General features: G+C 64.9%; 16 protein-coding genes. 10 read left to right on the forward strand and 6 right to left on the reverse strand.

Annotated elements, in window-relative coordinates; all coding sequences use genetic code 11:
- Positions 1-53 precede the first annotated feature (53 nt).
- Both I0K07_RS04125 and I0K07_RS04130 read left to right on the forward strand, forming a co-directional pair.
- Positions 54-476 carry a (R)-mandelonitrile lyase gene (locus tag I0K07_RS04125; protein WP_238934518.1) on the forward strand — a complete coding sequence of 141 codons (423 nt, stop codon included), beginning with the start codon at positions 54-56 and terminating at the stop codon, positions 474-476.
- A gap of 4 nt (positions 477-480) precedes the next feature.
- Positions 481-717: a tautomerase family protein gene (locus tag I0K07_RS04130; RefSeq protein ID WP_203291564.1), complete on the forward strand. Its 237-nt coding sequence runs from the start codon at positions 481-483 to the stop codon at positions 715-717.
- Positions 718-727: 10 nt separating this feature from the next.
- Here I0K07_RS04130 and I0K07_RS04135 read toward each other — a convergent pair whose 3' ends face one another.
- The 5 genes from I0K07_RS04135 to hemN form a co-directional block, all read right to left on the reverse strand.
- Positions 728-1,705, reverse strand: coding sequence for a zinc transporter ZntB (locus tag I0K07_RS04135; protein WP_203291565.1), 978 nt, complete (start codon positions 1,703-1,705; stop codon positions 728-730).
- A complete protein-coding gene (locus I0K07_RS04140; protein ID WP_203291566.1) occupies positions 1,698-2,666 on the reverse strand; it encodes a mechanosensitive ion channel family protein in 969 nt (322 codons plus the stop codon). Before I0K07_RS04140 ends, I0K07_RS04135 begins: the two co-directional genes overlap by 8 nt.
- Before the next feature lie 85 nt (positions 2,667-2,751).
- Positions 2,752-6,822, reverse strand: coding sequence for a translocation/assembly module TamB domain-containing protein (locus I0K07_RS04145; RefSeq protein WP_203291567.1), 4,071 nt, complete (start codon positions 6,820-6,822; stop codon positions 2,752-2,754).
- Positions 6,823-8,532 carry a BamA/TamA family outer membrane protein gene (locus tag I0K07_RS16025; protein ID WP_203291568.1) on the reverse strand — a complete coding sequence of 570 codons (1,710 nt, stop codon included), beginning with the start codon at positions 8,530-8,532 and terminating at the stop codon, positions 6,823-6,825.
- Positions 8,533-8,825: 293 nt separating this feature from the next.
- The gene (gene hemN, locus I0K07_RS04155) at positions 8,826-10,160 is read right to left on the reverse strand and encodes an oxygen-independent coproporphyrinogen III oxidase (RefSeq protein WP_203291569.1); all 1,335 of its coding nucleotides are present in this window, start codon (positions 10,158-10,160) and stop codon (positions 8,826-8,828) included.
- A 287-nt stretch (positions 10,161-10,447) separates the two neighbouring features.
- Here hemN and zwf point away from each other — a divergent pair, with 287 nt between their 5' ends.
- From zwf to I0K07_RS04190, 7 genes are all read left to right on the forward strand, one after another.
- On the forward strand, positions 10,448-11,923 hold the full coding sequence (zwf, locus tag I0K07_RS04160; protein WP_203291570.1) for a glucose-6-phosphate dehydrogenase: 1,476 nt from the start codon (positions 10,448-10,450) through the stop codon (positions 11,921-11,923).
- Complete coding sequence (gene pgl, locus I0K07_RS04165; RefSeq protein ID WP_203291571.1) at positions 11,907-12,632, forward strand: 6-phosphogluconolactonase; 726 nt, start codon at positions 11,907-11,909, stop codon at positions 12,630-12,632. The genes zwf and pgl overlap by 17 nt, the downstream gene beginning before the upstream one ends.
- A gap of 22 nt (positions 12,633-12,654) precedes the next feature.
- The gene (gene edd, locus I0K07_RS04170) at positions 12,655-14,511 is read left to right on the forward strand and encodes a phosphogluconate dehydratase (RefSeq protein ID WP_203291572.1); all 1,857 of its coding nucleotides are present in this window, start codon (positions 12,655-12,657) and stop codon (positions 14,509-14,511) included.
- Positions 14,512-14,570: 59 nt separating this feature from the next.
- A complete protein-coding gene (locus I0K07_RS04175) occupies positions 14,571-15,425 on the forward strand; it encodes a DUF3108 domain-containing protein (RefSeq protein ID WP_203291573.1) in 855 nt (284 codons plus the stop codon).
- Between the two features lie 360 nt (positions 15,426-15,785).
- Positions 15,786-17,825: a toll/interleukin-1 receptor domain-containing protein gene (locus tag I0K07_RS04180; protein ID WP_203291574.1), complete on the forward strand. Its 2,040-nt coding sequence runs from the start codon at positions 15,786-15,788 to the stop codon at positions 17,823-17,825.
- A 60-nt stretch (positions 17,826-17,885) separates the two neighbouring features.
- On the forward strand, positions 17,886-18,500 hold the full coding sequence (locus tag I0K07_RS04185) for a hypothetical protein (protein WP_203291575.1): 615 nt from the start codon (positions 17,886-17,888) through the stop codon (positions 18,498-18,500).
- Positions 18,501-18,536: 36 nt separating this feature from the next.
- Entirely contained in the window at positions 18,537-20,375 is a 1,839-nt protein-coding gene (locus I0K07_RS04190; RefSeq protein ID WP_203291576.1) for a tetratricopeptide repeat-containing protein, read from the forward strand.
- On the opposite strand, the gene I0K07_RS04195 is transcribed toward I0K07_RS04190, so the two are convergent.
- Positions 20,346-21,029 carry a Crp/Fnr family transcriptional regulator gene (locus tag I0K07_RS04195; RefSeq protein ID WP_203291577.1) on the reverse strand — a complete coding sequence of 228 codons (684 nt, stop codon included), beginning with the start codon at positions 21,027-21,029 and terminating at the stop codon, positions 20,346-20,348. The genes I0K07_RS04190 and I0K07_RS04195 overlap by 30 nt on opposite strands.
- Positions 21,030-21,278: 249 nt before the next feature.
- Here I0K07_RS04195 and I0K07_RS04200 point away from each other — a divergent pair, with 249 nt between their 5' ends.
- Complete coding sequence (locus tag I0K07_RS04200; RefSeq protein ID WP_203291578.1) at positions 21,279-23,936, forward strand: M14 family metallopeptidase; 2,658 nt, start codon at positions 21,279-21,281, stop codon at positions 23,934-23,936.
- Positions 23,937-23,976 lie beyond the last annotated feature (40 nt).

A 23,976-nucleotide genomic window follows, 5' to 3' on the forward strand; every position in this document is an offset into this window, starting at 1 on the left:
GGTCGGCGCTCCCGGGTGCCGGCCCTGCACTCTTTGCAGGAAAGGACAATCTCATGGAGGAGATGCTCATGGACATTGTGCGCAAGGCCGATCAGCAAGTGATCCAGGGTCCGCAGGAAACCTTCACCGGTGAGGTCACCATCACCGGCCTGTTCCAGCGCGAAGCACCGTCCCGGGTTTCCGGGGCCATCGTGCATTTTGAACCGGGCGCGCGCACGGCCTGGCATACGCACCCGCTTGGCCAGACCCTGATCGTTACCGAAGGTGTCGGCTGGACGCAGGTGGAGGGCGGTCCGAAGATCGAATTCCACGAGGGCGACATCATGTGGTGCCCGGCGGACCGCAAGCACTGGCACGGCGCTACGCCCCACGACAGCATGACCCATATTGCCATCCAGGAATCCCTGGACGGTCGCGCCGTTACCTGGATGGAGCATGTCACCGACGAGGAATACCTCGCCAACGATCCGGAGTAGGGCCATGCCCCATATCGTTGTGAAACTCTGGCCCGGCAGCACGCCGGACCAGAAGCTGCGCCTGACCGATCATATCGTGCAGGGCGTCGCCGACATCCTGCACAATGGCAAGGCGTCGGTTTCGGTCGGGTTTGAGGAAGTGCCGCCAGGACGGTGGCAGACCGCCGTCTTCGAACCGGAAATCCTGGATCGCTGGGACACGCTGACCAAGCATCCTGGCTATGGAGAGCGGCCGGGTTAACCGGCCGTTTTCACAACCATTTCATCTTCCGGAACAGCCAGACCTGGCCGATCCCGATAGCGGTGAGGATGCCGACAAACCACCAGAAGGCGCTGCCCAGGTCGGAGCCCGGAATGCCGCCGACATTGATGCCCAGCAGACCGGTCAGGAAGCCCAGTGGCAGGAAAATCGCGGCGATCAGGGACAGGACGTAGAGATTCTTGTTCATCCGGTCGGCCAGCGCATTCGCCAGCTCGTCCTTGACGATCTGGGCGCGCTCGCGGATCGCATCGAGGTCTTCCAGATAACGGGTGATCCGGTCGAGATTTTCCTGCAGGCGGCGTTTGGCCGGCGGGTCCAACCAGACAAAATCCATGGTCCGAAGCTGCGCCACGACATCGCGCTGGGGCGCGAAATAGCGCCGGAAGATGATCGCCTGGCGGCGCAGCGTATTGATGGTCTGACGTTCCTCAATGCTGGGCTCGTCCATCACCATTTCCTCGACATCATCGAGGGCGGTGTGCAACTCCGTCATCACCGGTTCCATGCGCTCGAACAGGCGGGCGGACAGCATGGCGATGAAATCGCCGGAATGCTTGGGCCCCTGACCGGTGGCGAGGCGTTCCTGGATGTCCTTGACCGCCTTGAGCGGGCGGCGCTGGATGGTGATGATCCGGTGGGCATCGATCCACAACCGGATCGAGACCATGTCTTCCGGCTGGGCATCCTGATTGAGATTCACGCCACGCAGGATCATCAGCGCGCCCTGGTCGAACTCCACCAGGCGCGGCCGGGTTTCATCGGCCAGCAGGGCGTCGACGATCAGCGGATCGAGATAGTCCAGCTCTTCGGAAATCCAGTTGCGCGCTTCCGGGTGGAGCGCATCCAGATGGATCCAGGCCAGGCTGTCCGCCTTGATATGGGCCGCAATATCGCCATGGCTCAGCGGTGTGCCGCCGCCCTGGCCGTCAATGGCGGCGGCGTAGAGAATTCCGGACGCATCAGACATCGGCCTTCACCTCCCCGGACTTGATATGGAGATCGCGTTGCGGGAAGGGAATTTCGATCCCGTTCTCGCGGAATTTCCGCCAGATCGCGAACATGACCTCGCTTTGCGGTGCCCAGCGCCCGTCCACGACATTCTCGACCCAGAAGAGCAGGGTGAAATCGACCGAGCTCTCGCCGAAATTCAGCAGGAAGCATTGCGGGGCCGGGTCTTCGATACAGCGCGGATGTTCCAGCGCCGCTTCCAGGATCAGCGCCTGCGCCTTTTCCAGGTCCGACCCATAGGCCACGCCAAGATTGATCTGGATCCGCGCCTTGGTGGAGGACAGGGTCCAATTGGTCACGCGATTGGTGATGAAATCCTCGTTCGGGACCAGGATTTCCTTGCCGTCAAAAGTCTCGATCAGCGTGTAGCGGGCCGAGGAGCGGCGCACGAAACCGGTCGTGCCATCGGGCAGTTCGATCAGGTCTTCCTGCTCCACCGAGCGCTCCAGCAGCAGGATCAGGCCGGAGATGAAATTGGAGGCGATCTTCTGCAGGCCGAAGCCCAGCCCGATACCCAGCGCGCCGCCGAACACGGTCAGCGTGGTCAGGTCCAGCCCGATCATGTCCAGCGCCACCAGGCCGGCCAGGATATAGATCGCGATCTGGAAGACCTTGGTCACCAGGATGCGCGTCGTCGCGCGCATCTTGGTCAGCTTTTCCAGACGATGATCGACCACATCCACGATGATGGCCGTGGTCCAGAACACCAGAGCCAGAACCACCAGCGCGCGCAGCACGGTGTAGGCACTGATCCGCACATTGCCGACCTGGAAGGTCAGTGCATCCGTGTCCAGAAAAGCGCGGACCGTGTCCAGATGGCCCAGCACGCCGGCGGCCACGATGCCGGCCAGCATCAGGAAGACCAGCCAGCGCGCCCAGGCGCCGGTCGGTTTGATCAGGGCAATCAGGAAGGATTTCATGCGCGTCGTCCACCGCAGTCCAGGTCACAACACCTTGTATGTCTTGGGTAGACTGACCCCTTGTGGGTTGCAAGCTGAGACCGGTTCAATAATCGCGCCTCCAGCGCAGGGCGACTTCGGCATTCGTGTCCGCGGAAATCCGGGACAACAGGCTGAGTTCCGGCGTCAGCTGCCATTCCACCAGGGCCTGGGAGAGGGCCGAGGCACCGGAGCTTCCAACCTCGACATAGACATTGTCACCAAAGCGCCGCCCGCCCGTCACCGCGATATTGCCATCCTCATCGGTCGACAGGTCGAGCCGGTCGATGCCCGCAAAATCACGCAGCTGGCCGACAATGTTCAGCAGGTTCTGGCCGGACAGCTGGGCCGCCAGCTGGGCGGCTTCGAAAGCCCCCAGCTCACTGACGGACTCTTCGAAGAGGAGACGGGACAGGATCTCGTCCTCCGGCAGGGCTGGCTCGCTGGACAGGGTGATGCGCGGCGCACTGACCGGTCCGGTCACCCGGGCCTCGGCGGCAAAGCCTGTGCGCCGGTGCGAGGCGGTGATGTCGACACGCGCATCGCCCGGCGACCCGTCAAAGCGCAGCTCGCCCTCATCCAGGGTGAAACGCCGGTTCAGCACAAAGGCACTGCCGCCGACCAGGGTCGCCATGCCGTTGAGATTGGGCTTGCCGCTGGGACCGGTCGCCCGCAAATCAACGCCCCATTCCGAGGAAAAGGCGCGCGAACTGACATAGACATTCCGGTCCGCCTGCACCGCATAATCCAGCCGCACGGGCAGGGCCGAACGCGTCTGGGCGCTGCGGTTTTTGGGCAGATTGATTTCGCGGACATCCAGCTGCGGGATGGCGGCGGCGCCGTTGAGCGCCGGTTCGGCGCGGACCTGGTCGAGCACGGACATGCCGGAGATCAACAGGCCGCTGCCATCCAGTGTCATCGCGGCATCGCCGCTGACCTGCACCGTCAGGTCGGGCCGGTGGGTGGCCAGCAATTGCCGGAAGGTGAAGCTCGCCTCGCCGCGCGGTCCTTCCACGGGCAGGCGCACCTGGCCGCTGCCACTGATCTGGCCGTCGCGGCCATCATTGGCCTCGAACCGCACCAGGTCGAACCCATTGCCGTCGAACCGGGCCCGCAGGCGGAGACCGCGCAGTTCGGTATTGGTCGAGGTGACGCGCACCTGACCGCCATTCACGGCAATGCGTCCGTCGAATTCCGGCGTGCCGCGTTGTCCTGCCAGTTCGACATCCCCTTCCACGCGGGCGCGTTGCAGGATCACGGTTTCCGGCAGGAAGAGCGGGGCGATGGCGGCGAGGTCGCCATTCGTCACCAATTGCCCCGTCAGCGCCGCATCTTCCTCACCCAGCAAAGCCGCCAGGCTCGGCGTCGGCCCGGCTCGTTCCAGCCAGCTCGTCGTCTCCAATTCCGCGCCTGTCAGGCTTGTGTCCACGCGCAGCCGTTCCGGCGTCAGGCTCATGTCCGAGCGGATGCGGATCGGCGAGATATCCTCATCGCCCGCGGAGACCAGGTCCTGCACGTCCATCCAGGCCTGTCCCTGCCAAAGCGCTTCCAGTTCGGCCAGCTCGGCTCCGCCGGACAGGCGGCCGCTGGCAGCCGGCATGGCGGCAATATCGGACAGGGCGGAGATCGGCAGGGCGTCAATGGACAGGACCAGGTCGCGCGCGGCCGCTCCATCGCGATAGTGCAGGCGGATCTCGCCCGCGCCCAGGGCCAGCGCGGCCGTCAGGTCCAGCCCGGCCTCCCCGACGCTCAGATGCACAGGTTCGGGACTGGTAATGTCATGGATCGCCCAGCGGCCCTGCGGCGACAGGGTCAGATCGATACCGCCAGCTTCCGCCACAGCCAGTTGGCCGGTCGTGGTGAAACGGAAGGGACTGCGCAGCTCGCCGGAGACCGTGCTCTCGATGTCCAGGCCCGAGAGCGGTCCCGTCAGGCTCAGCTCGGCAGCCTCGATATAGCCGCCGGAGAAATCATGACCATGGAGCTGGAATTGTGCCGCGATCCGGCCTGCGCGCAGATCGGACTGGGACCCGGAAAAGGCCAGACTGGCCGACGCCCGGTCTCCCAGTTCGATCTCCAGCCCGGCCGTGATCTCGCCCGCTTCCTGCTGCGCCTGCCCGGTCAGGGCGAAGGGGCTCAGCCGGCCTTCCGCGATGTCCACATGCCAGGCGTCAGGCGACCAGCCGGCGCTTCCCGACAGGGCCACCGGCTTGCCATTGCGCTGTGCCGTGATCGCCCAGTCCGCATCCAGAACCCCCGCCCGGCGCGTGGCTTCCAGCAGGATTTGCGGTTCGTCCAGGCGGATGCTGCCCGCCGACAGGGCGGTGGTGCGTGTCACGCTGCGCAGGGTCAGGCCGGTCGTGTCGGAGCGGGCATTGAAGGCGGTCGCCAGTGCGCCATCCAGTTCCAGCCGGTCCACCGGCAAGCGTCCGGAGACCGCCAGATCGCCCTCCAGCGTCCAGGCGTTCGCCGACCACAATCCGCGCGCGTCCAGAACCAGTCCGTTCGAGGCCAGATCGATCTCTTCAAACCGCCAGCCCTCGCCGGCGCGGGACAGGCGGATCTCGGCATTCAGCCCGTCCAGCATGCCCCCGGCCCGATCCGGCCAGCGGACGGTCTGGCCGTCCAGCTCGATCAGCGCCGCATCCAGGGAGGCGGCTGACAGGCGGATCTGCACCGGTCCGGAAAGCTCGTCCTGCAGCAGGCCGGCATCGACCAGGTCCAGGGTCGCGGTGAGGGCGGGTGTGCCGTCCAGCGGGTAGAGCCCGCTCGCGGTCAGCTGGCCGGCCGGACTGGTCAGCAGCGCCGTCTCGATATCGATCGTGCGGCTGTCACCCTGCCATTGCCCGGTCAGCGACACATGCGTGTCTTCGGCGAGGACCTCATCCAGTCTTTCCTGACCGGTGTGCATACCAGCCAGGTCAAGCTGCGTGTCGATCAGCAGGACCGATCCGGAATAGTCCATATCCAGCGGGCCGCCGGCCTGTCCGAGCCGGTAGTCCTGATAGGCCAGCGCATGGGCGTCGGCGTCTCCGCGCAAATGCCAGCCGGCCTCATCCCGGCTGACCCGGCCCTGCCAGGCCAGGCGGTCACCGGCCAGCGCTCCCCGGCTCAGCGCCCCTATCAGGCGGGGGCCGATCGAGGCGGCCACATCCCAGCTGGCCTGATCCGCACCACCAACCGGGCGCAGTTCAACTTCACCGCCTTCACTGCGCGCCGTGGCGCTGGACAGGCTGAAGCCTGCTTCCCGTCCGCCCTGGGCCTGGAAATCAGCTTGCTCGACCAGGTCCTGCCAGTCTTCCGGCAAGAGCCCCCAATTGCGAACATGGGCACGGCCCTCGGCCTGCCAGCCGGTCTGGGTCCAGCCCAGTTGGGTCTGCAACAGGCTCTGCCCGTCCGCCAGCAGGCTGAGTTCGCCGGACCCGCTGGTCCAATTGCCATCCAGCTGGCCGCTCGCATCCAGTTCACGGCCGGGCAGGCGGGCCAGGCTGGCCAGAACACCATCCGGCGCAGCATGCGCATCCAGGGAGCCGGAGACCCGGTCTCCGCGCAGATCGAGATCCGCCAGGAGATAATCGCCCGGTGCGTCCAGCCGTTCGATCCGGATGCGGCCGGACGCCTCGCGCAGCGATCCGATATCGGCGCCGGCCTCGATCTGCAGCCGGGCCGCCGGTCCGGCGACGCCTTCATCCAGCTCAAGCTCGGTAATCGCCAGCACGCCCAGATGCAGGGCGGGAATTTGCGGTGGGCCAGTCTCGCCGGACGGGGCCCGCTCCGGCATGACGGGCCGGCGCAGGAGATGGACGCGCTCCGCTGTCAGGCGGTCGATCTGGTAGGGTCCGGCCGTCAGGCTGCCGGCTTGCCAGTCCAGGGCGATCTCTTCGGCGTCGAGCCAGACCCCGTCCGCATCGCTCAGCGTCAGGCGGGCCAGACGCAGGCTGGATAGCGGGTCCCCGCTCAAGCCTTCCAGGCTGAGCGTCTGGCCGGCCACGACGCGGCCATCGAGCATGTTCATCAGGGCCCAGCGGCCGGGCGCCGAACTGGCCGCATAGCGCAGTCCCACACCCAGAAGGATGAGGGCCAGCCCGATCAGGCCGATCCAGCGCGCCAGGGCGAGGAGGGGGCGGCGGGGCGCCATCTAGAAGGCCTGTCCTAGGCTGAAATAGATCTGGAACGGGTCTTCGCCATCGCGCCGGTCCAGCGGTGTGGCGATATCCACGCGCACCGGGGCGAAGTCGAAATAATAGCGCACACCAATGCCTGCCGCGCTGCGAATATTGGAGAAGTCCGGCTGGCTGGTATCCGACGCCATCGCACTGTCGACAAAGCCGACCACGCCCCAGCGTTCGCGGACCCGCCAGCGCAGTTCGAAACTCGTCTCCACCACGGACGTACCGCCAAAGGGCGTGCCGTCAGCGGCCAGCGGGCTCAGTGACTGGTAGTCGAAGCCCCGCGCCGAACCGCCACCGCCGGCATAGAAGCGCTGGTCGGCCGGCATGGCTGTGGCGCTGGTGCCCAGCACGCTGCCCAGGCGCATGCGGGCGGCCGCGACCAGATTGTCACCCAGCCCGTAATAGGTGCTGGCCCGGGCTTCCAGCTGGACATAATGGCAGTCGCAATCGCCCAGCGTGGTTGCCGGCGTCACTTTCACCTGGCCGCGAATACCGCTGGTCGGATCCAGCGGATCATTGCGGCTGTCATAACCGGCCACCAGGTCCAGCGCGGCCGTGATGACTTCGCGCTGCCCGGCCGCGTCCGTCACATCGGACCAGTCCAGGCGCACGCCGGCCCCGTACAGGCGGCGGCCATCCTGGCGGGTGATTTCGGCACCGATCTCGGCCTGGTCCTGGGTATAGGCGTCCGTGTCCTCGGCCTTCAGCTCGGTATGGACATAGAGGGTCTGGTTGAAGCGCCGCCAGTGCGGACGCATCACTTCGGCGCCCAGCGACTGGTTCAGCGTGGCCAAATTCCCGGACAGGGTCAGGGTCTCGTCACTGCCCAGGAGATTGCGCCGGATCCAGCGCGCCTCGCCGCCGCCGCCTTCGCTGGTGGAATAGCTCAGCCCGGTTTCGATAGAGTGCCGGTTGGCCGGGGTCAGCTCGACCAGGACCGGCCGGTTGCCGTCCGCATCCACCTCGCCCAGGCTGACCCGGGCAGACCGCACACTGTCCAGCGCGTCCAGCCGGCGCTGATAGGTCAGCATCTCATCCCGGCTGGCCGGTGCGCCGGTTTCCAGCGGTGAGATGCGGGCGATGAAGGGGGCGTGCCAGTCCGGGCTGGTGCTCTGGATGTCGCCATAGGTCGACCAGAGGCCCGGCGCATAGCGGAAGGTCAGCTGGCTGGTATGGCTGGCATGGTCCACCACGACATCGCGTTCGCCCACGCTCGCATCGGGCCAGCCCTGTTCCTGCAGGGAGCGAAGCCCGCGCGCTTCAGCATCAATGACGGCCTGCGCAACAAGCGGACTGTCCAGAGGCAGGTCGAGCGCCTGGATGACGGTGTCTCGGGCGCGCTCATCCTCACCGGTCTGGGCCGCCACCGAGGACACCACGAAGCGCGGTCCGGTCTCGATCCGGAGCAGGGGTTGGCGATCCACGCCCAGTGCCGGTGTCACCGTAGCCGCGTAATAGCCCTGGGAGCGCAGCAGGCGCCGCGCCCGGCTCGCCGCATTGCGGGCCTGGCGCAGGGCGCTGGAAGACCCGTTCGCGGTGGCAGAGCGTTCGCCGATCGCCTCGATCAGCGCTTCCCGCAATTGTGCGTCCTCAACCCCTTCCACCTGGGCAAGGGGCTGGGCCCAGGCCGGGCCCGCAACGCAGAAAACGCAAGCTGAAAGAAGAAGGGCTCTCACACCAGTTCACCGAGACTGTCCTGCCCGGTTCTATAAGACCTCCCTGTGGAAGTCCTCCCCTTTTATGGGCCGGCCGGATTACCTCTCGGAGAGTTTTGCGGCGGGATGATGGCGTAATCTGCCTCGTCACCACCTCTCCCCCGCTGGGGAGAGGTCCGAGCATGGCGAGGGGTGAGGGGCGCGTCCGCAGGACGCCTCAAAGAATCTTTCCTGGCCGCTTACGCGCCTGCCTCTCAACCGGCCCTTCGGGCCACCTTCTCCCCGGTGGGGGAGAAGGGGTTCCCTGTGTCGCTCTAAACGGCCTGGCTGTGCTGGTTCGCGGCCGCTTGGAAGGCCGGGTCGATCCGGGCCGCGATATTGCGCACATAGGAGCGTCCGGCATGGGTGACGCGCAGCATGTCGCCGTCCACTTCCACCAGCCCGTCCGCCATCATGTCGGCCAGGGCGTCAGGATCGAACCCGTCCGCTCCGGCCTCCACCTGGAAATCGCACAGGAGGCGGGCGATACGCGCACCGGTTTCGCATTCCTCTTCCGTGCGGGTCAGGCCGCGCACCAGAACGGGTTCGCCGGCTTCGATGGCCGCGGCATAGCGCGCCGGATCGGTCAGGTTCTGGATATAGCCCTGACGGGCTTCGCTGATGGAGGAGGCGCCATAGCCGATCAGCACGTCATAGGGATCATCCGTATAGCCCTGGAAATTGCGGCGCAGCCGGCCGGCCCGCGCGGCCCGGGCGAGGCTGTCGTCCGGGCGGGCGAAATGGTCGAAACCGATCGCGTCATATCCGCTTTCCTTCAGGCAGGCGGACGCCGCCTGCATCTGGTCGAAGCGTTCGCGGGCACCCGGCAGCCGGTCCTCGGGAATGGCGCGCTGGTGTTTCTTGAACCAGGGCACATGGGCATAGCCGAAGACCGAGACCCGGTCGGCACCCATATCGGCCACGGCGCGGGCTGTCGCCTCGACCCGTTCCACCGTCTGGGCCGGCAGGCCGTACATGATGTCCATATTGATCGCGTGGATGCCCGCCCGGCGCAGTCGCATCGCGGCGCGGGCGACGGTCTCGGCCGGCTGGATCCGGTGGATCAGGTTCTGAACTTCCGGGGAGAGATCCTGAACGCCCAGGCTGGCCCGGGTGACGCCAGCCTGCGCCAGCGCGGCGGCCAGTTCTTCCGTGACACCACGCGGATCCAGTTCGACGGCGATCTCGGCATTGGCCGTGATCTCGAACCGGGCCCGGAATGCGTCCATGATCCGGCCGAAGCGTTCCGGTGACAGCATGTCCGGAGACCCGCCACCGAAATGGATGTGATTGACGATCCCGTCGGCAGGGACGGGCCGGTTTGCGATCTCCGCGTCCAGCGCGTCCAGATAGCGCGCGATCCGGTCATCCTTGTTGGGCACGGTCGTGTTGCAGCCGCAATACCAGCACATCGTCTTGCAAAACGGGATGTGGACATAGAGCGACAGAACCGGCCGCGTCGTCTGTCCGTCCATCCAGCTCGCCCAGTCCGCCTCTCCCACACCGTCATGGAAACGGGTGGCGGGCGGATAGGAGGTGTAGCGTGGCACCGCCTCCATCACATAGCGCTGCAGGAAGGGGGCGGTCTGGCTTGTGTCTGTCCGGGCCATGTCCAGGCTTTCCGTTCGCTCCGGCCGGAATCGCTCCCTTGCCGGAAATTCAAGGCGTTGATGTGCCAAATTCACAAGAATGCGCGATGATTGCGCATGGCGTTGCGGCCAATTTACCCACGCTGAACTGGCCCGCCATGTGCCCAAAACGCACAGCGACAATTGGTTGCAGGTGACGGGGATTTACCCGTCCCGGTCGACCAATGATCAGCGCTATGGTAGGGGTAACATTCTCGCTATACAGTGGTATCCTGACTTGCGGGAAACCCCACGACCGGAAAGCGCACATGGCCGAACTCGTCCCAGTTGAACCGTTTGATATCGTTGTCTTTGGCGCCACGGGCGATCTCGCCCTGCGCAAGCTGATCCCGGCGCTTTTCCACCGCTGGTGCGACGGCCAGATCACCGAGGACAGCCGCATCATCGCCGCGGCTCGCGACAGGCTCAGCGACGAGGATTTCCGCACCCTGGCCGCCACCCACATCATGACCGGTGATGCCTGCGCGGAACGCGAGGACAACTGGACCCGTTTCACACAGCTTATCCACTACACTCCGCTGGATGTGTCCCGCGACGGGGATGACTGGAATGATCTGAAAGCGGCGATGGATCCCAATGAGGACAAGATCCGCCTCTACTATCTCGCCCTGCCGCCCTCAATCTATGGCTCGGTCTGCGCCGGTCTGGCGCGCCAGTCGCTGAACACGTGGAATGCCCGCATCGTGCTGGAAAAGCCGATCGGTTCGAACTTCCACACGGCCCGCGAAATCAATGACAAGGTCGGCGAAGTCTTCCGCGAAAACAATATCTTCCGGATTGACCACTATCTCGGCAAGGAAACGGTCCAGAACTTGTTGATCCTGCGTTTTGCCAATTACCTGTTCGAGCCGCTCTGGAATGCCAACGGGATCGATCATGTCCAGATCACCGTGGCCGAAACACTCGGTGCCGGAAAGCGCGCCACCTATTATGATCGCTCCGGTGCCCTGCGCGACATGGTCCAGAACCATCTGCTCCAGCTGGCCTGTCTGGTCGCAATGGAACCGCCGGAATCCCTGGAAGCGGATTCGGTGCGGACAGAAAAGCTGAAGGTCCTCAAGGCGCTGCGCCCCATCACGGCGGCGACCGTGCCCAATGATGTTGTGCGCGGCCAGTACCAGGCCGGTGCCGTCGCGGGCGACAAGGTTCCCGGCTATGCCGAGGAAGTCGGGCATGAAACGGACACGGAAACCTTCGTCGCCATTCGCGCCATGGTCGATAATTGGCGCTGGGCGGGCGTGCCCTTCTACATGCGCACCGGCAAGTGCATGGCCTCGCGACGCTCGGAAATCGTCATCCAGTTCAAACAGATACCCCATGACATTGTGGGAGCAGCCAAGGGCACACTGCACGCCAACCGGCTGGTCATCCGCCTGCAGCCGGATGAGGGCGTCAAGCTGATGCTGATGACCAAGGACCCCGGTCCCGGTGGCCTGCGTCTGCGCTATGTGCCGCTCAACCTGTCCTATGCCGAGCATTTCGAGGCCGATTACCCTGATGCCTATGAGCGCCTCCTGATGGCGGTGGTACGGGGCAATCTCTCCCTCTTCATGCGCCGCGACGAGGTCGAGGCCGCCTGGCGCTGGGTCGACGGGATTCACCAGGCCTGGGATGAAGGTCAGGCGAAACTCTATGGGTACCAGGCCGGCTCGGACGGCCCGACCCAATCCGCCCTCATGCTCGATCGCGAAAGCCGGGAGTGGTTCGATGGCCTGTCTCGCTGATACCGCTTTGCCCCTCACTGTCCATGAAACCGGCGAGGACATGGCTGCGCTTCTGGCCGACCGGATCCGCGATGATCTCAGCCGTGCCCTGCTGGAACGCGGCACCGCCGTCATCGCCGTGTCAGGCGGATCAACGCCGGCCGCGCTCTATCGCCGCCTCTCCCAGGCGGATCTCGACTGGTCGCGCGTCACCATCGTGCTGGTGGATGAGCGCTGGGTGGATTTCGATGCACCGGGCTCCAATGCGTATTTCATCCACGACACCCTGCTGCAGGGACCGGCGGAGAAGGCCCGCTTTATCGGACTGAAAACCTCCGCCGAGACGCCGTTGGACGCGCAGGACGAGGTGGAGAGCCGGTTGGACGGAATCGGTGTGCCCGATGTTGTCGTCCTGGGTATGGGGGCGGATGGTCATACCGCTTCCTGGTTCCCGCGCGCCCAGGGGCTGGATGCAGCCCTGTCGCGGTCCGGTCGTCGTGTCGCGGCGGTGCAGGCTGCACAGACGGATGTCACCGGGCCGCACACCCAGCGCATGACCCTGACACTGGGGGCGATTGCCGGGGCCGGACGCATTGTCCTGATGATGGCCGGAGCTTCCAAGCGGGAGGCACTGGAACGGGCCGTCGAGCCGGGCCCGATTGCCGATCAGCCGGTCCGGGCCCTGTTGCGGGCCGGGGATGTCGCGCTGGAAATCCACTGGACTGAATAGACCAAGCGAAAGGTGCCGATCGATGGCCCAAGACCTCAATCCGATCATTGCCAAGGTGACCGAGCGTGTCGTGGCGCGCAGTGCCGCGACGCGGGCCGCCTATATCGCCCAGACGCGTGCGGCGGGCGAGGACGGGCGCAATCGTTCCGTCCTGTCCTGCGGGAATCTGGCGCATGGCTTTGCCGCCTGCCCGGGTGCGGACAAGCGGGCTCTCAAGGATGGCAATTCCGCCAATATCGGGATCGTCACGGCCTATAATGATATGCTCTCGGCCCACCAGCCCTATGAGCGCTATCCCGACCTTATCAAACAGGCCCTGCATGAGGTTGGCGCGGTCGGCCAGGTTGCCGGCGGGGTGCCGGCCATGTGTGACGGCGTCACCCAGGGCCAGCCGGGCATGGAGCTCTCGCTCTTCTCGCGCGATGCCATTGCCATGGCGACAGCGATTGCGCTGTCCCACAACATGTTCGACGCGGCGCTGTGTCTGGGCGTGTGCGACAAGATCGTGCCGGGCCTGATGATCGGCGCCCTGCGCTTTGGTCATTTGCCGGTGATCTTCGTGCCCGCCGGGCCGATGCGGTCCGGCCTGCCCAATCCGGAAAAGGCGAAGGTCCGCCAGCTTTATGCCGAGGGCAAAGTGGGACGCGATGCCCTGCTCGATGCGGAAAGCAAATCCTATCATTCGCCGGGGACCTGCACCTTCTACGGCACGGCCAATTCCAACCAGATGCTGATGGAAATCATGGGCCTGCATATTCCCGGCTCGGCCTTCATCAATCCGGGTGACCCGATGCGCGACCCGCTGACCAAGGCGGCGGCGCACCGGGCGGCGGCCATCGTGGCCCATGGCGAGAGCTATATTCCGCTCGCCGAGATCGTCGATGAAAAGGCCATTATCAACGCCATTATCGGACTGCATGCGACCGGCGGATCGACCAATCACACCATCCACCTGATCGCCATCGCCCGCGCGGCCGGCATCCTGATCGACTGGAATGATTTTGATGATCTCGCCAAGGTCACCCCGCTTCTGTGCCGCGTCTATCCGAACGGTCCGGCCGATGTGAACCATTTCCACGCGGCAGGCGGCTTGTCTTTCGTGATCCGCGAATTGCTCGATGCCGGCCTCCTGCACGAGGACGTCAAGACGATCATGGGGCCGGGCCTGCGCCGCTATGCCACCGAACCCTTTGACCAGGATGGCGCGCTTGTCTGGCGGGATGCGGTCGAGACCAGCGCCAATCTGGATGTCGTTCGTCCGGCCAGTGATCCCTTCGCTGCTGATGGCGGATTGAAAGTGCTGGACGGGAATATCGGCCGTTCGGTGATCAAAGTGTCCGCCGTGAAGCCGGAACATCGCCAGGTGAACGCCCCGGCCATCGTCTTCGACAGCCAGGACGACTTCATGGACCGGTTCAAGGCCGGCGAGCTGGACCAGGATTTCGTGGCCGTGCTGCGCTTCCAGGGCCCGCGCGCCAATGGCATGCCGGAACTCCACCGTCTCACCCCGGCGCTGGGTTCGCTGCAGGATCGCGGTTTCAAGGTCGCCCTGGTCACCGATGGCCGCATGTCCGGCGCGTCGGGCAAGGTGCCCGCCGCCATCCATGTCAGCCCGGAAGCCGCGCTGGGCGGTCTGATCGGGCGGGTGCGCGATGGCGACCGGGTCTCCCTGGATGCCGTGACGGGCCGTCTGGTCGTGGCGGCTGATGATCTTGCCGAGCGTGAACCTGCCGCTCCGCCCGCTGCCGCGCAGACGGGTATGGGCCGCGAGCTTTTCACTGGTTTCCGCCAATTGGCCGGTCCGGCCGAGGAGGGTGGTCTCTCCATTCCCGGGCTCGACAGTGTCTCATTGGAAGCGGCAGCGCCCGTTCCGGCTTGATCGACCTGAAAATGCCATGAATCCCCGTCAGTCTCGCTGCGACCGCCGAGGAGTTTGTCATGTTTGATGCCCAAGCCTGTTTGCGCACGGCAGCGCTGGCCCTGCTCGCGCTCGGCTGGCTGGGCCTGCCCGTCGCCGAGGCGGGCTGGCGCGATGATGACCCGGTGCTTTCTGTCGAGGCTGTGCCCGGGACCAATGTGCAGCGGGTCTCGGCGGTCTATTCCAGCTCCGTCCTGATTTTCAAGGTCGGCGAAGTCAGCCTGGATGCGGTCTTCTCCGACAGCGCCTATGAGGCCGACAGTTTCGTCGAGGCCGCCGGCCTGGCTGCGCTGTTCACCGATTTCGACATCCGCGCCCGTGTCGCCGGCGAGCGCGGGAACGGTCAGGCCCGGCCCAGCAGCTACACGCATGTGGAGCGGACCGGCGACAAGGTGCGTACCGTCCGCGTCGCCTTCGAGGATGCCCTGGCCGTGTCCGAGGCAGAGCCGCCCTTCGGCTCCCTCGGTCAACCGCCGGCCGGCCCCGCCGATCGCACCGATGTGCTGGACCCGATGACGGCCTTCTTCGCCCTCTCCGACCGGATGGGTGCGGAAGAGGGGCAGGCCTGCCAGGGCCGATTGCCCGTATTTGACGGCAAGCAGCGCTATGATCTGCGCCTGGTCGATGCCGGTCTGTCGCGTATCCGGACCCGGGCCTGGCAGGGCGAGGCGCGCGTCTGCGAAGCCTATTACGAACCCATTTCCGGCTATGATCCGGAGGATTATCCGACGCCCTCCGAGCTGCGCCACCCGCTCACCATCTGGATTGCCGAGTTCCCCGAGACCGGGATTTTCCTGCCCGTGCGGTTGCACACCCGGGCCGGATTCGGCGGGGTGACGATCGAGGCCCGCGAAATCCTCATCGAAACCTTGTGAAATCGTCCGGATTTTCTGCAAAGTGTGATTTGGATCACATCGCTGTCACGCACGTTAGGGTAGTTTGAATCGGTCGCTTACGGGCGATCCCTTCTCCTCCCTAGGAAGAGATCAGGGTCGGGGAGGTGAGGAGATGCAAACCTTGCCCAATGCGAAGCCCCAACTTCGCCTTGCATTCTTCGCCTCCCCGGCAGCTGGTCACCTCCTCCCCAAACAACTGTTCTGTCGCCCGAAACCCGGGCCTGTTTCCCAAACCTGTTGAAAGCCCCGCAACACGTCACCCGTCGTGGCGCTGTAAGGTTGCGTGCGGGCAGGACTGTCCCGATGATGCGGCCGGACGCAGTCAACAGGGGCAGGGACATGGCCGGTCAGGACGGGTTTCGCGCATTCATCAGCTATAGTCATGATGATCAGGCTGAGGCGAGCCGGATCCACAAGGCGCTGGAAACCTATCGTGTGCCGGCCCGCCTGGTCGGTCTGGACACGTCCAAGGGACCGGTGCCGCACAGGCTGACCCCCATCTTCCGCGACCGTGAAGACCTGCCGGCCTCCGGAGATCTGTCGGAATCCGTCCGCAGCGCCCTGGCCCAGTCGCAGACCCTGATCGTCCTGTGTTCACCGTCAGCGGCGCGTTCGCGCTGGGTGGAGGCGGAGATCCGGATCTTCCGCGAGGTCAATCCGGACGGCGATATCCTGGCCGCCATCATCGCGGGTGAACCCGGCGCCCAGGCTGGCGGGCATTCGGCCGATCTGGAGTGTTTTCCGCCGGCCCTGCTGGGGAGTGGCGCGGGCGAGGCCGAGCCGGTGGCCGCAGATTTCCGGCCCAGCGGTGACGGGCGCCGGATGGCCCTGCTCAAACTGGTCGCGGGTCTGCTCGACCTGCGCCTGGACCAGTTGATCCAGCGCGATCTTCAGCGGCGTCAGCGTCGCGTGACGGTGATCACAGGCGCGCTGGCGGCCCTGACGCTAGTGATGGCGACACTAACAGTGTTTGCCGTCACGGCACGATCCGAGGCGGAACGGCGCAAGGCCGAGGCAGAGGATCTGATTGAATTCATGCTGAGCGACCTGAGAACAAGACTGGAGCCGGTCGGACGGCTCGACGTGCTGGACGCCGTCGGCGCCAAGGTGATCGAGTATTATGACGGCCAATCGGCCCGAAACCTCTCGCTGGACGATCTGGGCCGCCGGGCGCGCGCCTTCCATTTGCTGGGCGAAATCGACAGCGATATGGGCGATCTGGAAAGCGCCTACCGCAATTTCAACACGGCCTATGAAGCGACCAGCCGGATCATCGCGGTCGACCCGAATGAACCGGGCCGGATCTACGAGCATGCGCAAAGCGCGTTCTGGGTGGGCTATTTCGCCTGGCGTCGCAATGAGCTGGAAACCACCGAGGCCCGTTTCATCGAGTATCGCGACCTGTCAGAGCGTCTGCTCTCCCACGACAGTGAAAATCTGGAATGGCAGGCGGAGGCCGCCTATGCGCACTCCAATCTGGGCACGCTCTATATCGATCAGGATCGTCTTGCCGAAGCGCGGGTCGAAATGCGCCAGGCACTGGCCCGTTTCCTGACGATTGCCGAGGCCTCCGGCGATTCCGAACAGGCCTGGATTGATGTCGCCGATGCCTATGGCTGGATTGCCTTTGTCTCCGAGCCGGTCGAGGGCCGCGAAGCCGCCATGGCGGCGGTGCGCGATCAGATCGAGGTCTATGAGACGCATCTGTCCGATGCCGACAATTGGAGCGTCCGCCGCAGTGCCATGGCGGCGGAATACGCCCTGGCCCGCCTTCATATTGTCGAAGGCGTGGACGCGGAACCGCAGGATGTTGCGGACGCGCTGGACCTGTTGCGCACAGCCTCCTTCGAGGCCGATGCCTTGATCCGGCATGATCCGGCCAATGTGGAATGGCGGCTTCTGGGCATCCGCCAGCGCGTCTGGCTGGCCGAGGCCAATCTGTTGGCTGGCAATATCGATGCGGCCCGTCAGGCCTATCTCGATGCCACCTCCTTCATGGCGCATGAATCCTGGGCCGATGTTCAGGGCATCCGTTTCGAGGATACGCGCCTGCAGGCGGCCCTGATCGAAAGCCGGCTCTTCATTGCGATGGGCGATCTGGATTCTGCCGGCCTGTCGCTGGCCCATCTCCTGACCAGCCTGCAGCAGATCGAGGATTGGTCCGCACGTCTGTCCAAGGGCACCTATCTCTACGCTGCGACGGCCAACAGTTTTGCCGATCTGCTGGAGCGCCAGGGGAATATGCAGGAAGCCGCGCGGATCCGCGCCGGCATGGTGCATCGCCTTTCGCCCTTGATGGAACGCCTGCCGCTGGATACGCGCGCCGAATTGCGGCGGGCGGAGGCCCGGCTCGGGGCCGAGCGTATCAGCGCCGAATAGGTCGAGTTTTGCGCGGGCCCAAGTCCGGGCCTGCTTGTTGGGGGCAAAGAGGGGAAATCCATGCCTGGAATTGATGCGGCGTCTTTTGACGGTACGATTGTCCAGACCGAGCTCGAAACCGATTGCGGTTTCGCGCCGGACCGGACCCAGCTGGGCCTTGTCGCCCAGGCCAGTGACGGCTTCGTGGTCGTCCATGGCAGCGATGAAAACCGGGATACATTCTCGGATGCGGATATTTCCGCGATCTTCGTGACCTTTGCGGAGACGGTTGCCCAATATCCCGGCGCGGATTCTTCCACCATGCGCACCGCGATCCAGCAGGCGCTGGCCGGTCAGTGGACGCCCTGTAATCTGCTGGCGGATTGTCCCTTCGACGAAAAAGTGACGGCGCCCACGCGCCTCATCTTCCACGTCCACATTCCGGGCTGGGGTTTCGAGCCGGCCCGGATCAAGTTCAAGTCGGAACTCCCGGCCGGCCAGTTCTGCGGCCTGAAATGGCTGACGCTGAACGGGGCCAGCTGCGCGCCCTACAGTTTCGAGCTGGGTGCCCAGTGCGAGACCGAGGCGAGCTATGATTTCGCTCTCTTCATTCAGGCGGCCCAGGAAGCGGGCAATCAGCGCACACGCGTGATCATTGATCCGAAAATCGAGATCACACCGCCGCGCGATCCCTGATAACCTGCCCGACCAATTGTCGGGCGAAGGAATTCGATGGGTCAGCGCGAGAGCATTGCCAAACGCTTCAAGCGGGGGGATCTCGCCCGGGCCTATGACCTGTGTGTCGAAGCCTTGCGGAGCAATCCGGATGATCTCTGGCTTCGGCACCGGGCCGTCCTGTGCCTGATCCGCTCCGGTGCACTGGAGCGGGCCCAGGCCGATTATGAACGCTTCCGCCTGGCAGAGGCGCGTCATGACGAGGACTGTCTGGCCCTCGGCGCGCGTCTGCTCAAAGCCGTTGCCCTCGAATCGGATGCTGCCCTGTTCCCGGATCGCGCGCGTGAGGCCGGCGACAAATATCTTGAAATCTTCGAGCAGACCGGCGGTCACTATCCCGGGATCAATGCCGCGACCATGTACCGGCTCTCCGGTGACACGCCGCGCTCGCTCCTGCTCGCCCGAAAAGTGCTGGAAGCGTGCCAGTCACCCCTGCCGCACGACCCGGAAGAGGCCTATTACCAGTGCGCATCGGAAGCCGAGGCCTATCTCCTGCTCGGAGAACTCGGTGCCGCCAATTTGGCGCTGCGCCGGGCGATTTCGCAGGACCGGGACAATTTCATTGCCCATGCCACGACCTTGCGCCAGCTGCGCCTGGTTTCACGCAGCCTGAACCTGCCGGAAGCCTGGCTGACAGGGCTGGAGCCGCCCCGGCCGGCGCATTATGCCGGGCATATTTTCCGCGCGGCCGATGAGGGCGGCGGGCTGGTCCGGGAGCGCACGCTTCGCCAGGCGATTGCCGGGACCCTTGAAGCGCAGAATATCGGCTCGCTCTACGGCGCGTTGGCGGCCGGATCAGATATCCTGTTTGCCGAAGCGGCGATGCGGGCACGCAAACCTTTGACACTGGTCCTGCCCGTCCCCGTTCCGGTTTTCATGGAGGCTTCCGTCAAGCCTTTCGGCCAGTCCTGGGTCAGGCGATGCGAAGCGTGTCTGGAACACGCGACCGATATCGTCGAGGTGACAACGGACCGCCAGCTCATGTCCCAGCTCAGCCTCAACCATGCCAGCTCGATTGCCATGGGGCTCAGCCGAATCCGGGCCGAGGTTCTGGGTACGCGCCCGGTCCAGGTCCTGATTTCCGACGGTCAGGACAAGCCGGACACACCCTATGGCACGTATCGGGATGCCCGGGTCTGGCGTGAAACCGGCGCGGCCCAGTGCCTCATTCCCTTCCAGCGGGCCGAAGCCTCGGCGCCGGTGTCCCGGCTGCCCATGCCGGAGGCCAGGGCCGGGTTCGATCCGGCCCTGCGGGCCATGCTCTTCCTGGATGTCCGCGGATCCTCAACGGTGCCGGATGACCGGATACCGGATTTTGTCCGGCATGTTCTGGGCTGCCTGGCCGAGGTTTGCGAGGGTCTTGATCCGGCTCCACTCTATTCCGACAGCTGGGGCGACGGGTTCTTTCTCACCTTCGCCGATGTGGCGGATGCGGCGCGTGCCGCCACCATCCTTCAACAGGCCTTCGCCCGGATCGATCTGGATCAGTACAATCTGCCCAACACATTGGGGCTGCGGATTGCCGGTCATTGCGGGCCGGTCCATGAGGGGCAAGACCCGATCCAGCATCGCAAGGCACCGTTCGGGGCGCAGGTGGCCATTGCATCGCGGATCGAGGCGGTGACGGTGCCCGGCTCGATTTTCGTCAGCGAGACCTTCGCGGCGCGGCTGGCCATGTCGGCCCAGCCCGGCCTGCGGTGCGAATATGTCGGTCTGACGGAGATAGACGCCTATTTGCCGGACATGCCGCTTTACGCGCTGCGGGCGGTCGCCCCCGGCTCCCTGGAGGACCGGCGTAACCAGATGTCAGCTCGCGCTGAGCATCCGGTTCAATAGGTCCGGATCAACCAGTTCAAACGCATCATCGCTCCGGCGCAGCAGGCCACGCCGTTCCAGATCATTGACCGTTCGCGACGTGGTTTCCCGCGTCGTATTCACCCGGCGGGCCAGTTCGGTCATCGATGGAGCCCGGCTGATTGTGCGCTGGGTTGAATCTTCGGTGGACGGCTCGGACATGCGCAAGAGTTCGGCATAGATCCGGCCCGGCGCGGACAGGGCGGACAATTCGAACATGCGCTGGGTGGTGTTGTAGATCCGGTTGGCCAGGATTTTGGACAGCGCCACACCGATCTCGCCATGCTCCCGCATCAGCGCAAAGAAGCGGTCGCCCGTCAGAACCGCGAGCGTGCAATCGGTTTCAGCGACGATTTCGGAAGTGCGCGGCTTGCCGGTCAAAGCCGCCATTTCGCCGAAAATCGTGCCGGCCCCGAACCAGTCGAGCCAGATCTCCTGCCCGTTCTCGGACAGCAGCACGACCCGCACCGCCCCTTCGAGAAGGAGGTAGACCAGGTCATCCTCGTCATCCTGGGCAATAATCGTGGTGCCGGCTTTGACAAAGCGGCCGTCCGCGGTCTCGACCAGGGCCTGCCGCGCTTCGTCATCCAGTATGTCCAAGGCATCAAAGGCCATTCGCCAGGCTTCGTCCCGCATGCGCATCCTTTGTGCTCGCACGGAAAAACCCTGTTTCACCGTGCCCTTACGTAAGCCCCCGATTCGGATTGTTGCAGCGTTCGACGGCGACGCCAATCATCAATCATGAAACCCTGCCCTTCACGCAAGCAGGTTTGCCTCGCAGCGAAGCTGTGCACAGCCGGGCTGCACGGGGTCGGCAACGGGGCTTTTGCCTGCGCGCGAAAACCTGATTAATTGGCGACGGGAAGAAAAACAGGGGTTTGAGATATGCGCGCTTGGGTGATGGCGGTGGTGACCGCCTTGGCGGGAGTGACAGGGGCCACAGCCCAGTCTTCGCCTCTGGATACCAGCTATGATCCGTCCATTCCGGGCGCCATCAGCGCGCTGGGATACGCATTTGGTGAGGAAATCACGCCGCCGGAGCAGGCTGTCGACTATCTCTACACGCTGGAAGAGGCGGCTCCGGACCGGATGCAGGTCGTGGAATACGCCCGTTCCTGGGAAGGCCGTCCGCTGGTCTATGCGCTGATCGGCAATCGCGATGTGATGAGCCGGCTCGACACGATCCAGGCCGATCTGCAGCAGCTGGCCAATCCCCAGGGGCTTTCCACCGAAGCGATCGACGGACTGATCGCCGATCTGCCGGCCGTGGTCTGGCTCTCCTATGGCGTGCATGGCAACGAGATCTCCTCGACCGATGCCGGACTGCGGACCGCCTATCATCTTCTGGCGGCGCAGGATGATCCGGTCGTCGACACGATTCTGGAGAATACGATCGTCGTGATCGATCCCACCCAGAATCCGGACGGCCGCAATCGTTTCATCCAGTCCTTCGCCGCCGCGCGCGGGCTCGAGCCGAGCGAAGACCGTTTCACCGCTGAGCATGACGAACCCTGGCCGGGCGGCCGCTTCAACCACTACCTGTTCGACCTGAACCGGGACTGGTTTGCCCGCACCCAGCCGGAAACACGGGGTCGCGTCCAGGCCATTCTCGACTGGCGTCCGGTTGTGGTGGTGGATGCCCATGAGATGAGCGGCGACAGCTATTACTTCTTTGCGCCCTCGGCCGAGCCCTTCAACCCGAACATCCTGGCCAGCCAGCGCCAGGCCCAGGACCTGATTGGCCGCAATCATGGCCGGTATTTTGACGCGCTGGGCTATCACTACTACACGCGTGAAGTCTTTGACGCCTTCTATCCGGGCTATGGCGATATGTGGCCGACCATGCAGGGGGCCGTGGCGATGACCTATGAACAGGCCTCATCGCGCGGCCTGGAATGGCGCCGCCGGGACGGCACCTTGCTGACCTATGGAGATGGTGTGGACCGCCACTTCGTGGCGAGCGTGTCCACGGCCGAAGCCGTCGCCGAAAATCGTGCGCAATTCCTGCGCAATTTCATGAATTTCAGGCTCACGGCTGCCAATGGAACGGGCGAACCCGGAGCCGTCCTGCTCGACATCGCGTCAAACCGCTGGGGCGCGGAACGCCTGGCCCGGAATTTGGCCGCCCAGGATATCGAAGTGGGCCGTCTGGCGCCTGGGACTTCGGCGTGCGGGGCCCGGTTCGAGCAAGGGGCTTTCCTGATCAATTTCAATCAGCCCGCCGGCCGCCTGGCCCGCACGCTGATGGTGGAAACCACCGATCTGCCGGCCGATTTCATGGAAGAACAGGAACGGCGCCGGTCTGAAGGCCTGGACCATGAACTTTATGATGTGACGGCCTGGTCGTTGCCGCTGATGGGCAATGTGGCGCCGACCTATTGCCGCCGCGCCCCGTCTGTGGTGGCGGAAGCGGTGAATTCGGAAATGCCGATTGCCCGGGTCACCTCCAGCCATTCGGCCGAGTATGGCTATGCCATTCCCTGGACGGATGCCGGCCAGGCGGCCCTTGTTGCGGCCCTGCTCCGCGAAGGCGTGCCGATGCGCACGACCGATCTGGCCTTCCGGGTCGGCGACCGGGAATTCCCGCGCGGCAGTGTTGTCATTCCGCGCAGCTCCGGTCCTGACGATCTGGATGCGTTGATCACGCGCTTGTCTGCCGAGATTGGTGCCCATGTCGAAGGCCTGGAATCCAGCTGGGTCGATGACGGCCCCAATCCGGGCTCGGACAATTTCCATCTCATGCAGGCCCCCCAGGTTGCCATGCTCTGGGATGAGGGCGTGTCGCCCCTGTCTGCTGGCGCTACGCGCTATGTGCTGGAACGCCGCTACGGCATTCCGGTGGCAGTGATCCGCACAGGCGCCGTCAGCCGTGCCGACCTGGATCGCTATGATGTGCTGATCCTTCCGGAACAATGGGGCCTGGATGATGCGCTGGGCGGCGGTGGCCGCACGGCGATCCAGCGCTTCGCCCGCGCGGGCGGGGTTGTCGTCGGACTGGGTTCGGCGACCCGCTGGCTGGCTGACAGTGATACCGGCATGATCCCGGCCCAGCGCGAACGCGCCGCCGACACGCCGCGTGAAGGCGGGTCCGGCACGGGCGAAGTGATCGACGGGACCGTCCTGGCCAATGCGGAGGAGCTGGCTGCCCTGGAAGCGGAAGCCGGTGCCATGCCGGACTCTTCGCCGGGCGCCCTGGTCAATCTGACCGCCAATCCGATCGCCTGGATGTCCTCGGGTTATGAGGATGGGGCTGTGGGTCTGGTGACCGGATCCGACATCTATGCGCCGGTGGCGATGGATGATGCGGAGACCGCCCTGCGCTATGCGCCGCGCGATGAGCTCCTGGCCGGGGGATATCTGTGGGACGAGTTTGCCGACCAGCTGGCCTACAAACCCTTCCTCCTGTCCAATTCCTATGGTGCCGGCCAGGTCGTGGCCTTCACCCAGTCGCCCACCACACGGGCCTATCTGGACGGGCTGGATTTGCTTTTGCTGAATGCCGTCATTCTCGGCCCGGCCCGCTCGCGGACCTTCCGCTACTAGCGAAGCGGTTTGGCGGTTCGAAACGGCTAGAAAAAGAGAG

This window comes from Maricaulis parjimensis, from assembly GCF_016817355.1.
GTDB lineage: Bacteria > Pseudomonadota > Alphaproteobacteria > Caulobacterales > Maricaulaceae > Maricaulis > Maricaulis parjimensis.

Bases quoted from the DNA above. Each gene is read 5' to 3' on its own strand.
- edd (WP_203291572.1), top strand. From the start codon at position 12,655: ATGGCCCAAGACCTCAATCCGATCATTGCCAAGGTGACCGAGCGTGTC.
- pgl (WP_203291571.1), top strand. From the start codon at position 11,907: ATGGCCTGTCTCGCTGATACCGCTTTGCCCCTCACTGTCCATGAAACC.
- I0K07_RS04195 (WP_203291577.1), bottom strand. From the start codon at position 21,029: ATGCGGGACGAAGCCTGGCGAATGGCCTTTGATGCCTTGGACATACTG.
- I0K07_RS04145 (WP_203291567.1), bottom strand. From the start codon at position 6,822: ATGGCGCCCCGCCGCCCCCTCCTCGCCCTGGCGCGCTGGATCGGCCTG.
- I0K07_RS04190 (WP_203291576.1), top strand. From the start codon at position 18,537: ATGGGTCAGCGCGAGAGCATTGCCAAACGCTTCAAGCGGGGGGATCTC.
- I0K07_RS04130 (WP_203291564.1), top strand. From the start codon at position 481: ATGCCCCATATCGTTGTGAAACTCTGGCCCGGCAGCACGCCGGACCAG.
- I0K07_RS04175 (WP_203291573.1), top strand. From the start codon at position 14,571: ATGTTTGATGCCCAAGCCTGTTTGCGCACGGCAGCGCTGGCCCTGCTC.
- I0K07_RS04140 (WP_203291566.1), bottom strand. From the start codon at position 2,666: ATGAAATCCTTCCTGATTGCCCTGATCAAACCGACCGGCGCCTGGGCG.
- I0K07_RS04125 (WP_238934518.1), top strand. From the start codon at position 54: ATGGAGGAGATGCTCATGGACATTGTGCGCAAGGCCGATCAGCAAGTG.
- I0K07_RS04185 (WP_203291575.1), top strand. From the start codon at position 17,886: ATGCCTGGAATTGATGCGGCGTCTTTTGACGGTACGATTGTCCAGACC.
- I0K07_RS04135 (WP_203291565.1), bottom strand. From the start codon at position 1,705: ATGTCTGATGCGTCCGGAATTCTCTACGCCGCCGCCATTGACGGCCAG.
- zwf (WP_203291570.1), top strand. From the start codon at position 10,448: ATGGCCGAACTCGTCCCAGTTGAACCGTTTGATATCGTTGTCTTTGGC.
- I0K07_RS04180 (WP_203291574.1), top strand. From the start codon at position 15,786: ATGGCCGGTCAGGACGGGTTTCGCGCATTCATCAGCTATAGTCATGAT.
- I0K07_RS04200 (WP_203291578.1), top strand. From the start codon at position 21,279: ATGCGCGCTTGGGTGATGGCGGTGGTGACCGCCTTGGCGGGAGTGACA.
- hemN (WP_203291569.1), bottom strand. From the start codon at position 10,160: ATGGCCCGGACAGACACAAGCCAGACCGCCCCCTTCCTGCAGCGCTAT.